Source organism: Streptococcus sp. D2, assembly GCF_006385825.1.
In the GTDB taxonomy this organism is placed as follows: Bacteria; Bacillota; Bacilli; order Lactobacillales; family Streptococcaceae; genus Streptococcus; species Streptococcus shenyangsis.
Genome location: NZ_VFSI01000016.1, coordinates 1 through 12,263, shown reverse-complemented (window position 1 = coordinate 12,263; position 12,263 = coordinate 1). Strand labels below are relative to the sequence as shown.

The following is a 12,263-nucleotide window of genomic DNA, read 5'->3' as shown; positions in this document are numbered from 1 at the left end:
CCAAGCCCAGCTGGCTTGGTTTTTCTCATCTATCATAAAATACTCCAAAATGAAATCGGTTCTTGATAGGTTTTGGGGAAATCTTGTTTCAGGCTTTGGCTTATGCGATAGGAAGAAATGAGGTGTCCTAGGATTAGGAGAGTTCCCTGAAGGAAAAGTGGGACACCATTTAAACATATCAAGGAGAGAATCATCAGGCAATCCCATAGGAGGATTTGTAGGGCAAAACGCCAGAATATAGGTCTAATCTGGGAATAGAGTTGACTAAAGTGGTCACAAAGTTGGTTGGAAAGATAGGTCAATAGTACAGGATGAAAGAAAATGAGCCAACCACTGTATATCAAAATCCAGTCCCAAGTAAGCCCTTCTTTAAATGTCAAAAATGCCAGCATGATTCCATCGATGACAAGGAGTTGAATGGTTTTGATGTAGATGATTTTTTTCATGCTAAAACCTCCTTTTCCTTAGAGGCACTCCCATAAAGAGATGTGTTTGTCGTAAAAATCTGGATAGTTGTCTCTTAGATAGTTAGTCGTCATATAATAAAAAGTAGAATGGAAAGAAGTGACGATTGGCATAAGAGATGAAAAACGATGAGAACTAACGAAGGCTAAAAGGACAAAAAATAGAAAATCAATGGAGAGAACTCCTAAATAGTAGAAGCGAATCTTTTTATTGATTTGAGGATAAATCTCAGCGAATTGATGTTTGAGTCGGAAAACCAAGCGAAATAGCAGGAGTCCCTGAGCAAGGAGGAAAATAAAACCAGAGAGCAGGAGCCACTCCAAGGATGTCTCGGGTCTCGTGCTAAAAAATGCAAATAGTAGCAAATCCATGACTGCAATTGCTGTAAAATGGAGTCTAAAGAGATTTTTCATAGGATGACCTCCCTCTTTTATCTAACTTTATTCTACACCAAACCAATGGGAGTTACAAGTAAAATGATAAAAAATTTTAGTAAGGAGATTCTGTTAGACTTCTTTATTTGATTTCCCTCTTATTGTTCCACTTCTTCATCGTTCCAGACAAATAAAGCTCCAATTGCATTGAGGATATAAAAGATATATTTACCGATATTGGCGAAGTTTCCTTGAATAGCAGCTTTTGTAAGCTGCACAAAATTGTAAATCAACCAAAATCCCCACTGAGTTGTCAGTTTCAATGCGTTTAAAGCATTGGCAATGAGGGACAGTGCAAAGGCAATCGTTGTCACGTAGGCAAGGAGATTCATCTTACCCCCATATCCGATATAGTTGGTCACAAAGGCAAAGAGGAAGGCAATGATGGAAATGATGATGGCCGCCAATTTTAGTTGTTTTTGGCTCATTTGGTTGGGTCTGCCTTCTTGCGAAGCTTCCCATTTCTTTATGGCAAAGGTATAGATAAGGAAGGTGACAGGATAGGTAATGATGGCCGCCTTATTTCCAAGGATATAATCAATAGCACCGGACAAAATGGTATTAACAATACCAAAGTAATTTCCCCATTTGCTTAATTTTCCTGTAAAACGAGTGGACAGCATGGAAATCCCAACGTTGGTTACGGAAATCAATCCAAAAGGAACAAGAGCTGTCCATGGTCCCCAGTCTACAAATTTGTCGAGTCGTGAGTTGAGGTAACCAGATGCAATCGCAATTCCAACGACCAAAGCAACCCCGAAGAGGTCAAACCATTTGGATGTCGCAAAAATTTTTAGTGATTTTTTCATATATTAAAATGTCTTTCTTTTTTTACAAATATTCTACAACTAAATGAAAGTAAAATCAAATGATAGAAATAAAACCCTGAAAATCAAACTTTCAGGGTTGGTAGGGGACTTGAGAAATTAGTTGATTTTCTCGACATAGAGTTGTTTTGCAATGTCCATATTTACTTGTAAATCCTCGTCTTTACTAAGGATAGTGAAGGTGTTGCTGAAGCCATCAAACTGCTTGACTTGGAGTGAATCACCGATGTGAAGTGAGTGCTTGTCCAGATAATGGAGAATGTCAAAGCTATCGTGCACCCGAGTCAAACGGTAAGATCCAGCTTCTTTGATATCAGCTAGTGGTAGGTTATTGATTTCAACCAGGAGTTCTCCCTTGGCCGGAATGGTGCCTCCATGGGGACAGGTCTTGGGGAATCCTAGTAGTTTATCCAGTCTTTCCACGAAGAGGTCAGAGACAGTATGTTCCAAGACCTCAGCTTCCTCGTGAATCTGATCACTCGTATAGTCTAAATGATGGACTAGAAAAACTTCAATCAAGCGGTGTTTGCGGTAGAGTTCTGAGACCAGTTTAAGCCCTAGGTCCGTCAGTAGATAGCCACATTCCTTGTCCTTAAGGATGAGGTTTTCGCTCTTCATCCGTTTAATCATTTCAGTTACGGCTGGGGGAGAAACTTGCATGCGGGCTGCAATTTCTTTGTTGGTGATTTTATGCAGGTCTATGCCAATTTCATAAATACATTTTAGATAATCTTCTTTATTCGGGGTCATTCGCTTCCTCTTGTCTAATATCTTTATCTAGTATATCAAAAAAAGCTAGATTTCTCTAGCTGTGACTTTTTATGTTATACTTATTGCAAGAGAAAAAACGAGGAGATAGATATGACAAAAATAGCTCTTCTTTCAGATATTCATGGAAATACCACCGCCTTGGAGGCTGTTTTGGCAGATGCTCGGCAGCTAGGAGTGGATGAATACTGGCTTCTGGGAGATATTCTCATGCCAGGGACAGGTCGTAGAAGGATTTTGGACTTGTTGGATCAACTACCGATTACGGCTAGAGTTTTGGGAAACTGGGAAGACAGTCTGTGGTATGGTACTCGTAAGGAACTGGATAATACTCGTCCCAGTCAACGTTATCTCTTACGCCAGTGCCAGTATGTTTTAGAGGAAATTTCCCTAGAAGAAATTGAACTGCTCCACAATCAACCACTCCAGATCCATCGTCAGTTTGGGGATTTGACGGTGGGAATTAGTCATCATTTGCCTGATAAGAACTGGGGGCGAGAGTTGATTCATACTGGAGCGCAAGAGGATTTTGACCGCTTGGTGACCAATCCTCCTTGTGATATTGCTGTTTATGGTCATATTCACCAGCAGTTGCTTCGTTACGGGACTGGTGGACAATTGATTGTCAATCCAGGTTCGATTGGGCAACCTTTCTTTCTAGATGCCCAGTTGCGGAAGGACCTACGGGCCCAGTATATGATTTTGGAGTTTGATGATAAGGGCTTGGTAGATATGGACTTCCGACGGGTGGACTACGATGTGGCAGCCGAATTGCAGCTAGCTAAAGATCTCAAACTTCCCTATTTTGAGGTTTATTATGAAAGTCTGGTCAATGGTATCCACCATACTCATAATCAGGAATTTCTGAGAGAATTGGCTCAGAAAGAGGGTTATGATAGGGAATTAGATGCCTGGTTGAAAAGTGGTAACGATTGACATTACAACAAAAAAGGGTATAATAATAGAAAAAGAAGAGTAGAGGCAGGGTAGCCTCGTAAAAAGGAGAAGAGTATGCAAATTCCAAGTAGATTTACCATTGCGACTCATATGCTGATAATCATTGCCCTCAAGGGGAAGGAAAGCAAGGTGACCAGTGATTTTCTGGCTGCTAGTGTCGGGGTTAACCCTGTCATTATCAGAAAAACCTTGTCCCAGTTGAAGAAGGCAGAGCTGATTTCAGTAGCGCGTGGAACAGGAGGAACAGAGATTGTCAAGGACCTAAAGGACATTAGTCTCTTCGATGTTTATCAGGCGGTTGAGTGTCTTGGTAAGACAGGTCAACTCTTTAGTTTCCATGACAATCCAAATCCAAATTGCCCAGTCGGAGCTCATATTCATGAGGTTTTGGATCAAAAACTAGAGAGAATCCAGCTGGCTATGGAGGCAGAGCTTGGTCAGACCAGTTTAGAACAAGTCGTGGCTGATGCAGAGAGTCAGATGAAGGAGTGAGAGGGATAGATGCCCTCTTTTTCTCTTTGGATAATTATGATAAAATCTACTTATAAAAGGAGGAACTGATGTATCTTTTTACAGGAATTATTGTAGCCGCATTTGTCTTTTCATTTTGGAAAGATAACAGAAGTCTTTGGAATCCAGCCTTATTTTTATTGTCTCTCATCTCAATCTATTTATCGGTGGCCCATTTTTTTTATCAGAATGGATATGAAAAGGTTCACTTATTCTTTTTGGTATTTACCTTTGTCTTCCTTCCTTTTTTGCTTTTTCTAAGTGGGCTCTGTTTAATCTATAATGGAGTCATCCTACTGAAACGAGAAGGACGTTCAAAAGCTAATTATCTTTCTATGTTACTTGGTTTTGTTATCCTGATATTTTTTGGAATCATGTCATTTAGATTGTGGGATAGGAATGAGCTATTTTCTACAAATCACTTTCTGAATCTCCTATTTCTATTTACGACTTATTCTTATTTCCTTTTCGGTTTTGCTTTTGCAGGATTTATGCTTTATTCTATCCTGTACTTGTTTATTCCTAAAAAGAAAAGCTATGATTTTATCATTATTCATGGAGCTGGCTTGTTAGACGGAGAAAGAGTGACACCCTTACTCAAGCGTCGGATTGATAAGGCAATCGAGGCATTCAGAGCTTCTCCTAATCCAAATGTTAAACTGATTGCAAGTGGTGGTCAAGGGGGAGATGAGAAGATTTCTGAAGCGCAGGCTATTTGCAATTATATCTTAGAAGAGACAGATGTCAGTATGGAATCCATTCTTCTTGAAGACAAGTCCAGAACGACCTATGAGAATTTATTGTTTTCAAAAGAAGTGGGAGAACAATTTGTTGAAAATCCTTGTTTCCTCTTTGTAACAAATGATTATCATGTCTTTAGAACAAGTACCTATGCTCGTAAGTTAAAAATGAAGGGAGATGGCCTCGGATGTAGGACGGCAGGCTACTACATACCATCTGCTTTTATTCGGGAGTACGTAGCTCTCTGTGTCAAAATGAAATGGCTTTTCCTCGCCTTTTATGTCCTGCTATCAGCCCTCATTTTGATAGCCTATAAAGGGATTATTTGGTAGTCAGATTCTATTTAAAAAGACTTAGAATGCACATGAAAGTATGTATTCTAGGTCTTTTGTTTTGTATATATTTAATTTTCAAAAGTATTATCTATTTTTCCAGGCTTGGTAACGGGTATCAATCAATAACTGGGTAAGGCGTCCCATGGTTTCTCTTTCTTTTGGAGTGAGGGATTGCGCTTGGACGAAGAGATGATGAATGTGTTCAAGTGCCTTGAAGGAAGATAGGTCATTGATAGAAGTAATACCAGAATCAAGAATGGTGCCAAAGAAGAGGTCGAAGTAGAGCTGGAGTTCCTCGTCAGGGACTGTGGCCACCCACTCCTTGAAGGTTGTGTCGACTTGTTGGCTATCACTGTTGGTCTTATCCAGTTGAACGAACTGCTTGTCCTCAATCTGCCAACTAAAGGTATCATGCTGGGCGATACCACCCAAGGCAGTACTGTGCACGATGATTTGGTGATTAGGGATTTCCAACATCATACCGATGATGGAACCTTGTGGAATGAAGACCTTGGTTCTATCTATTATCCTTTGATAGCCCTCGGTTTGTGTCAGTTCTTTGTGGAGACCAGGTGCATCAAAGGTATAAACTGCTGTGATCTGATTTTGCAAGTTTTTCTCAATTTGACTAGCAGCATAGATGGCTAGATTTCCTCCCTTGGAATGCCCAGCCAGAATGACCTTCTGCTTAGGATGGTGGGCAAAAAAGTTCTTTAAATAGCGAAGGGCGTGCTTTTGAGCAGGAATTTCCTTCATATAGGTCAGATGGAAATCTTCCTTCCAGCCAATGATACTGTCATCAGTCCCACGAAAGACAATCAGATAGGTGTCGAGAGTGAGGCGGTAGGTCATAGCTGCAAATTGCTTTTGCTGCTCAGGGTCGATGTCGTTGATAAAATGGGAGAGTTTGCAATTTTTGAAGCGTTTGTGTTGAGCTAATTCATCCAATAATTGGAGACGATTTTTGCTGGTCAACATGTTGGACTCCCTTGGAACCTGAGGAGCCAGGTCTAAAAGTCGCTGAGGACTTGCGGAGACTAGATTATCAAAGGTGAGGTAGGTAGCTTCTGTTAAGGCTAGAATGTCTAATTCATTTAAAGGAAAGTCGTAAAAGGAATCGTATGCGACATCTTTCATATAATCAAAAATATTGGCCATAAGAGCTCCTTTCTTTTTATTTATCTTATCACAATCACATAGAATTTACTAGTTGGTTTGTACGAGCTCTCTACATACCGACCTATAATGGTATGATTCAGACACATAGAAGACAGTTTGCTTTTATTTCAAACCTCTAAACATACTTGTTTGTATCTGTTTGTCGTCAATCCCATTCTCTTTTAAGAAATTCTTCATCTCATTTATATCATCAGGTTGGCCGGTTAAGAGATAAATAGCTTGGTTACCGTATTCCACAACCGCATTTTTTAAAAATGTTTGGCTTTGAGAAAAGGTTTCGCTAGTTTTATAAGTTAGATTCGGATTATTCTTACTAAGCTCTCTTAACTCATTATCAAAAATGTTTACTCCTTTGTCTAAATGATTAAGAATGATGGAGCGCTTACCAGCCCACTCTTTCACAACTGGACGTAGAGTAGAAATACCGACATCAGAGGCAAAACAAACCAGTGCTTGGTCATTGTCTTTAACAGATAAAGATGACTCCAGCCAACTCATCTCAATTTTACTACTAGCTGATAAATGTGTTAAGGTTTCCTTAAACACGCTACCACTATTATGGGTTACAATAAGAATTTCGTCCTCATCAGGAGTGGAAGCAAGAGTTAGCCATCGACTAGTCTGTTCCTCCTTTACTGGACTTTTGTCTGGACCAAACGAGCTGTCAGAAAGCTTAAACTGAGCATAGGAGCCAGCTTTCCATATTTGATTTTTTGGTTTTGTGATGTGAACTAAATACAAATCTCCGCTGGGATTTTCAATGGATTTTATCGATAAAGTTTGACTTCGTCCAAGATAGGTAATGATTCCCCAAGATATAAAGCCGAGCACTCCAAGTGTAGTTAGAATAATTATGAACATTTTTTTCCCTCGTTTCATTTTTAACTCCTATAGTGTAGTAATTTTCTATGAATGAATAATATTTTTTTTCATTCAATAATTTCCAAAAAATAAAGAAAAGATTTCTTTATTTCAGTATTCCTTTAATGAAGTTGGTTGCTAGTATTTCTACAGTTTTGCTAATATCTGGAAAATCATTTTCTGTGATATGCATATCCATGTAGTAAAATAGGTTGTAAACTTGTAAAATATTTTGAATTTTTTCTGGAGAATGACCTTCAGTCTGCAAACGATGAGTAAAGGTTTTCACGAGAAATTGATGAAATGGATTCGTGACTTTCCCTTCTTCTGAGGAATAGTAGCTATGTAACTCATCTGCGATGGCAGGATTGTACCATTCTGCAAGGATTTTATTGGAAGAAACGAGTGCTCTGGATTGAGCAAAGAGTTGACTAATAAGATCAATCATATCAATTTCCCAATCCAGTTCTTCGATCATAGTTTGGCGAACACGGTTGTTTTCATCAATGTAAATATCTAAAAAAATAGCCTCTTTACTTTCGTAATAGTTATAAAAAGATCCGACTGCCATATGAGCTTGTCTAGCAATTTCTGAAATTCCTGTCGCCTTGTATCCTTTTTTTGAAAAAACTTCATAAGCTGCGGATTTCAAAGCCTGTTTTTTGTCCAATTTGATTCACCTCTTTTATGAATGAATATTAAAACTTGTTCATTCATATCTTAACAAATCTTTTTCAGATTGTCAATCTGAAAGCTAGAACTTTTTACGGATACCACTCGATAAGGAGCTTTTCAATGTTAGAAGAGATAGAGTGTCGTTTTAACTACACTCAAGGTTTGGAAGAATAGATATAAATTTTGGTTAAGGGGATGTATAAAAGAACTGAAATGAAGGTTGAAAAAATTAAAAATAAAAGGGTAGGGCTGGCACTATGTCTGAAAATAAGGTATGATATCAATGGGGTTATTCACTATCTGTCTTTGAGCTGTTGTGACAAGGAAATGTCAAAAAAGTATTAGATACTAAGCCCTCTATTTATACTAAAGGATTTAAGACTCCTAAAATTAGCAAAGGAGAATCAGATGCACAAGATTTTACTAGTAGAAGATGATCAGGTTATTCGTCAACAGGTCGGGAAAATGCTCTCTGAATGGGGATTTGAAGTGGTTCTGGTAGAAGACTTTATGGAAGTTTTGAGTCTTTTTGTCCAATCGGAACCTCATCTGGTCCTTATGGATATTGGCTTGCCCTTATTTAATGGCTATCACTGGTGTCAGGAGATTCGCAAGATTTCCAAGGTACCCATCATGTTTCTGTCTTCGAGAGACCAGGCTATGGATATTGTCATGGCAATCAATATGGGGGCGGATGACTTTGTGACCAAGCCTTTTGACCAGCAGGTTCTTCTAGCCAAGGTTCAGGGCTTGTTGCGTCGTTCCTATGAGTTTGGGCGTGACGAAAGTTTACTGGAATATGCTGGTGTTATCCTCAATACCAAATCAATGGATTTACATTATCAAGGGCAAGTCTTGAATTTGACCAAGAATGAGTTTCAGATTTTACACGTTTTATTTGAACACGCAGGCAATATCGTAGCGCGTGACGACCTCATGCGGGAACTTTGGAACAGTGACTTTTTCATTGATGATAATACCCTCTCTGTTAATGTGGCTCGTTTGCGTAAAAAATTGGAAGAGCAGGGCTTGGTAGGATTTATTGAGACCAAGAAAGGAATAGGGTACGGATTGAAGCATGCTTGATTGGAAACAATTTTTTCTAGCCTATCTGCGCTCCCGTAGTCGTTTGTTTGTCTATCTGCTTTCTTTGGCATTTCTGGTTTTGCTCTTTCAGTTTTTATTCGCCAGTTTGGGAATTTACTTTCTCTACTTTTTCCTGCTGTGTTGCTTTGTAACAATCTTATTTTTCACTTGGGACATATTGGTAGAAATGAAGGTCTATCGTCAGGAAATTCTCTATGGGGAGAGGGAAGCTCAGTCTCCTTTGGAAATAGCTTTAGCAGAAAAATTAGAAGCGCGTGAGATGGAATTCTATCAGCAGAGGTCAGATTCAGAAAGAAAACTGACGGATTTGCTGGATTACTATACCTTGTGGGTGCACCAGATTAAGACCCCCATTGCAGCCAGTCAACTCTTAGTTGCAGAAGTGGTTGATCGCCAACTGAAGCAGCAATTAGAACAGGAAATTTTCAAGATTGACTCCTATACCAATCTAGTTTTACAGTACCTGCGTTTAGAAAGTTTCCATGATGATTTGGTCTTAAAGCAGGTTCAAATTGAGGACTTGGTCAAGGAAATAATTCGTAAATATGCTCTTTTCTTTATTCAAAAAGGCTTAAATGTCAATCTACATGACCTTGATAAAGAAATCGTGACGGATAAGAAGTGGCTACTAGTGGTCATTGAACAAATTATCTCAAATAGTCTCAAGTACACCAAGGAAGGTGGTCTGGAGATTTATATGGAGGGCCAGGAACTCTGTATCAAGGATACAGGAATCGGGATAAAAAACAGTGATGTCCTCCGAGTATTTGAACGTGGATTTTCGGGGTATAATGGACGCCTAACTCAGCAGTCATCTGGACTTGGACTTTACCTATCTAAGAAAATTTCTGAAGAACTGGGGCACCAGATTCGTATCGAGTCTGAGGTTGGAAAAGGAACGACAGTACGGATTCAGTTTGCTCAAGTGAACCTAGTCCTTGAGTGAGAAGAGACAATGAGTTTTTACCCAATCTCTTTTTGCTATATTTCAGGATATTTGAAGACTGTTTTTTACAAAACCAATAATAGAATTTTTAATACGGAATATAGTATAAATACTGGTTCAAAGTGAAGTTTTGTATGCTTTATACTTTTGTTGAGCATAAAATCTATAAACTAAGGGTGAATTACAAAAATTAATTTGAGATGAAGTGAATTGTAGACTTGGGAAATGTCTCCTATTCGATTTCAGAATGAATCGTTGATACAGGATTAAAAGAACTGCAGCTTTCTTTTTATTTTGAATGAGATAGGTGTATATAGATTTGTATAACTGGTGTAGAACTGTTTCCAAGAATTTATTGAATGTATCGAATACACACATTCTATTAATTTTGAACCAGTTTTTAATTTCTAAATGTTATAATAGTTTTATCAAGTAAAAGGAGACTGCCATGATTGGAGACAATATAAAATTCTTACGAAAATCACATAATCTGATATAACCAGAATTTTCACGGATTTTGGGTGTGTCACGAAATAGCCTAAATCGTTAGAAAAAGCTTACTTTCAATAGAAGTATTGGAAATATTCATTTTACATCTATCAAAGAAACATGGGATAGACCTATATTTTACAAAATAGCAAATTATATTTTGAATGATAGTAAAAACGGCAGTACTTGTGTGATTTACAATTATTGCACTCAATGTCCGAGTATCGCACTATTTGAAATAGGGAATAGTAGAGATTGTTCTGCGATATGTAAAAAAACGCATTAGCAAGGAGTATCGTATATGCTACCATATCTTAAAACTATTAGATGGTATCTCTTCTTTAATTTTCTTTTTGGTGTAGTATCGAATATCTGCACAGCTTTGTTACCGTATTTCACGCAGGCATTAATCAAAGGGGATTATCAAGTAGCTCTATATGGTTACTCTATGTCAGTGGCTGGCTATTTGAGTTGTAACTATATCCAAATGATACTTGATTGGAAGCAGGGGATTATCTTTTCGACTACTTTGAAAAATGAGTGGTTTCGTTCACTTCTGGGACTCAGTCACCACGATTTCAAGCAGAAAACAGTAGCAGAGTATATTTCCTATCAATCTAATGACCTAGATTCGTTGGAAAAGGATTACCTTCCTCCATTGATGAGTTTTATCAAACAAATTTTACGTATCATCATTTACGCTTTCATTATTAGCAGAACAATTAATCCTATTGTATCATTGATTTTAATCTTTTCTACTGGAATTAGTATTCAAATTCCTAAAATCGTTGGGAAGTTGACCGCTAATCGCAGACAGGTTTACTTGAAAAAACAAGGAGATTACTATCGAACTTTGGAGGATTTGCTCATGGGACATCATTTGGTAAATAAACTAACTATGTCGCATTTTTTGAATCAACAAAAGAGTTCTCTAAAGAATTTGCAGGATAAGTATTTTAAGTATGGTTTGACAAAAATTACTGGCATCTTATTGACAGGTGTTTCTTTTGAATTCATTAGTCTTGTTCTGTTTATTTATTTAGCCTACTCTCTATCTCACCAGCAACTCGGTATTCCTGAGGTGGTGGCGAGTTTCGGATATATTAATGCTTTTTCTGAACCAATACAGGAAATCCTTTATGATTTACAAATGTTAGAGTCCGTAAAGCCTGTAATCAAGAGTTTTCAAAACATTGTTGGGAGACCCGTTTCAGTTCAAGCACCTCAACATTCTTTTGATACGATTATTTTGAAAAATATTTCCAAACAACTGGGAGAATCAAAATTGATAATTACTTCCGCTACGATTCAAAAAGGGGATAAAATTGCGCTTATTGGTAAGAATGGGTCTGGAAAAAGTAGTCTTCTCAACATTTTAAATGGAACAGATGAAGATTTTGAAGGACAAATTGTGCTAGATGGGCTTGTTTTGGACCATCTTTGGGGAAGATTCGGTATGATTCTGCAACAAGAACATACATTTATTTCAAGTTATGAAAATAATGTAACGCTATTCAATAGTTTCAATGAAAAATTCAGAGAAGAAGATTTTGAAAAAATTCCACCACAATCCCTGTCAGGTGGTCAGCAACAACGAATGTATTTAAATCGTGAGAAAAATCGTAAAAATCCATTGCTTATCCTAGACGAACCTTTCTCTGCCTTGGATACTAATCAGTTTAAAATGGAATTGGAAAGAGTTCTGGAACTACCAAGTGCCGTCATTGTTACTTTACATCGCCAAAACGAATTATTAAGTAAGTTTGACCAAGTTTGGGAAATTAAGAATGGAGAACTTGTAATTTTGAAATAGCTAAATTATAAAGAATAAAACGCATAGTATTGTACTGACCCCAAAAAGTTAGACAATCAATTTATCCGAAGGATTTAGTTCTGTATTGCACAGGACTGAGTCCTTTTAGTTTTACCTTAATTCGTTTATTGTTGTAGTAATCAATATAGTCTACAA

At 37.8% G+C, this 12,263-nt stretch carries 14 protein-coding genes; 6 read left to right on the top strand and 8 right to left on the bottom strand.

The genetic code is table 11. The annotated features are described in order from the left end of the window. Positions 1-32: 32 nt before the first annotated feature. The 4 genes from FJR73_RS08905 to FJR73_RS08885 form a co-directional block, all read right to left on the bottom strand. Positions 33-446, bottom strand: a complete 414-nt coding sequence (locus tag FJR73_RS08905) for a hypothetical protein (protein WP_140834541.1) — start codon at positions 444-446, stop codon at positions 33-35. 18 nt (positions 447-464) lie between these two features. Then, positions 465-878 (bottom strand): hypothetical protein, encoded by a 414-nt coding sequence (locus tag FJR73_RS08900; protein WP_140834540.1) that lies wholly within the window; start codon positions 876-878, stop codon positions 465-467. Positions 879-997: 119 nt separating this feature from the next. Continuing rightward, on the bottom strand, positions 998-1,708 hold the full coding sequence (locus FJR73_RS08895; RefSeq protein ID WP_181146633.1) for a nicotinamide mononucleotide transporter: 711 nt from the start codon (positions 1,706-1,708) through the stop codon (positions 998-1,000). Between the two features lie 117 nt (positions 1,709-1,825). Next, the gene (locus FJR73_RS08885) at positions 1,826-2,476 is read right to left on the bottom strand and encodes a metal-dependent transcriptional regulator (protein ID WP_140834539.1); all 651 of its coding nucleotides are present in this window, start codon (positions 2,474-2,476) and stop codon (positions 1,826-1,828) included. A gap of 111 nt (positions 2,477-2,587) precedes the next feature. On the opposite strand from FJR73_RS08885, the gene FJR73_RS08880 reads away from it, so the two are divergent. The 3 genes from FJR73_RS08880 to FJR73_RS08870 all read left to right on the top strand — a co-directional run bounded on the left by FJR73_RS08880 (position 2,588) and on the right by FJR73_RS08870 (position 5,034). Further along, positions 2,588-3,430 carry a metallophosphoesterase gene (locus FJR73_RS08880; RefSeq protein ID WP_181146632.1) on the top strand — a complete coding sequence of 281 codons (843 nt, stop codon included), beginning with the start codon at positions 2,588-2,590 and terminating at the stop codon, positions 3,428-3,430. Between the two features lie 75 nt (positions 3,431-3,505). Continuing rightward, a complete protein-coding gene (locus FJR73_RS08875; protein ID WP_140834537.1) occupies positions 3,506-3,943 on the top strand; it encodes an Rrf2 family transcriptional regulator in 438 nt (145 codons plus the stop codon). A gap of 68 nt (positions 3,944-4,011) precedes the next feature. Next, positions 4,012-5,034, top strand: a complete 1,023-nt coding sequence (locus tag FJR73_RS08870) for a YdcF family protein (RefSeq protein WP_140834536.1) — start codon at positions 4,012-4,014, stop codon at positions 5,032-5,034. 87 nt (positions 5,035-5,121) lie between these two features. Here the strand turns inward: FJR73_RS08870 and FJR73_RS08865 are convergent, their stop codons facing one another. The 3 genes from FJR73_RS08865 to FJR73_RS08855 all read right to left on the bottom strand — a co-directional run bounded on the left by FJR73_RS08865 (position 5,122) and on the right by FJR73_RS08855 (position 7,753). Then, positions 5,122-6,195, bottom strand: coding sequence for a DUF2974 domain-containing protein (locus FJR73_RS08865; protein ID WP_140834534.1), 1,074 nt, complete (start codon positions 6,193-6,195; stop codon positions 5,122-5,124). 123 nt (positions 6,196-6,318) lie between these two features. Beyond that, on the bottom strand, positions 6,319-7,095 hold the full coding sequence (locus FJR73_RS08860) for a ferredoxin reductase (protein ID WP_140834533.1): 777 nt from the start codon (positions 7,093-7,095) through the stop codon (positions 6,319-6,321). Positions 7,096-7,183: 88 nt separating this feature from the next. After that, positions 7,184-7,753 carry a TetR/AcrR family transcriptional regulator gene (locus FJR73_RS08855; protein ID WP_100207726.1) on the bottom strand — a complete coding sequence of 190 codons (570 nt, stop codon included), beginning with the start codon at positions 7,751-7,753 and terminating at the stop codon, positions 7,184-7,186. A 407-nt stretch (positions 7,754-8,160) separates the two neighbouring features. On the opposite strand from FJR73_RS08855, the gene FJR73_RS08850 reads away from it, so the two are divergent. The 3 genes from FJR73_RS08850 to FJR73_RS08840 all read left to right on the top strand — a co-directional run bounded on the left by FJR73_RS08850 (position 8,161) and on the right by FJR73_RS08840 (position 12,107). Then, on the top strand, positions 8,161-8,838 hold the full coding sequence (locus FJR73_RS08850; RefSeq protein ID WP_000548989.1) for a response regulator transcription factor: 678 nt from the start codon (positions 8,161-8,163) through the stop codon (positions 8,836-8,838). Next, positions 8,831-9,805, top strand: a complete 975-nt coding sequence (locus FJR73_RS08845; protein ID WP_140834531.1) for a HAMP domain-containing histidine kinase — start codon at positions 8,831-8,833, stop codon at positions 9,803-9,805. Before FJR73_RS08850 ends, FJR73_RS08845 begins: the two co-directional genes overlap by 8 nt. Positions 9,806-10,595: 790 nt before the next feature. Further along, on the top strand, positions 10,596-12,107 hold the full coding sequence (locus FJR73_RS08840; RefSeq protein WP_070478505.1) for an ABC transporter ATP-binding protein: 1,512 nt from the start codon (positions 10,596-10,598) through the stop codon (positions 12,105-12,107). A gap of 61 nt (positions 12,108-12,168) precedes the next feature. On the opposite strand, the gene FJR73_RS08835 is transcribed toward FJR73_RS08840, so the two are convergent. Beyond that, positions 12,169-12,263, bottom strand: a 95-nt coding sequence (locus FJR73_RS08835; RefSeq protein WP_140834408.1) for an IS3 family transposase, incomplete at its 5' end; no start/stop codon positions are given.

Coding starts and splice junctions, on each gene's coding strand:
- FJR73_RS08905 (WP_140834541.1), bottom strand. CDS start 446: ATGAAAAAAATCATCTACATCAAAACCATTCAACTCCTTGTCATCGAT.
- FJR73_RS08900 (WP_140834540.1), bottom strand. CDS start 878: ATGAAAAATCTCTTTAGACTCCATTTTACAGCAATTGCAGTCATGGAT.
- FJR73_RS08895 (WP_181146633.1), bottom strand. CDS start 1,708: ATGAAAAAATCACTAAAAATTTTTGCGACATCCAAATGGTTTGACCTC.
- FJR73_RS08885 (WP_140834539.1), bottom strand. CDS start 2,476: ATGACCCCGAATAAAGAAGATTATCTAAAATGTATTTATGAAATTGGC.
- FJR73_RS08880 (WP_181146632.1), top strand. CDS start 2,588: ATGACAAAAATAGCTCTTCTTTCAGATATTCATGGAAATACCACCGCC.
- FJR73_RS08875 (WP_140834537.1), top strand. CDS start 3,506: ATGCAAATTCCAAGTAGATTTACCATTGCGACTCATATGCTGATAATC.
- FJR73_RS08870 (WP_140834536.1), top strand. CDS start 4,012: ATGTATCTTTTTACAGGAATTATTGTAGCCGCATTTGTCTTTTCATTT.
- FJR73_RS08865 (WP_140834534.1), bottom strand. CDS start 6,195: ATGGCCAATATTTTTGATTATATGAAAGATGTCGCATACGATTCCTTT.
- FJR73_RS08860 (WP_140834533.1), bottom strand. CDS start 7,095: ATGAAACGAGGGAAAAAAATGTTCATAATTATTCTAACTACACTTGGA.
- FJR73_RS08850 (WP_000548989.1), top strand. CDS start 8,161: ATGCACAAGATTTTACTAGTAGAAGATGATCAGGTTATTCGTCAACAG.
- FJR73_RS08845 (WP_140834531.1), top strand. CDS start 8,831: ATGCTTGATTGGAAACAATTTTTTCTAGCCTATCTGCGCTCCCGTAGT.
- FJR73_RS08840 (WP_070478505.1), top strand. CDS start 10,596: ATGCTACCATATCTTAAAACTATTAGATGGTATCTCTTCTTTAATTTT.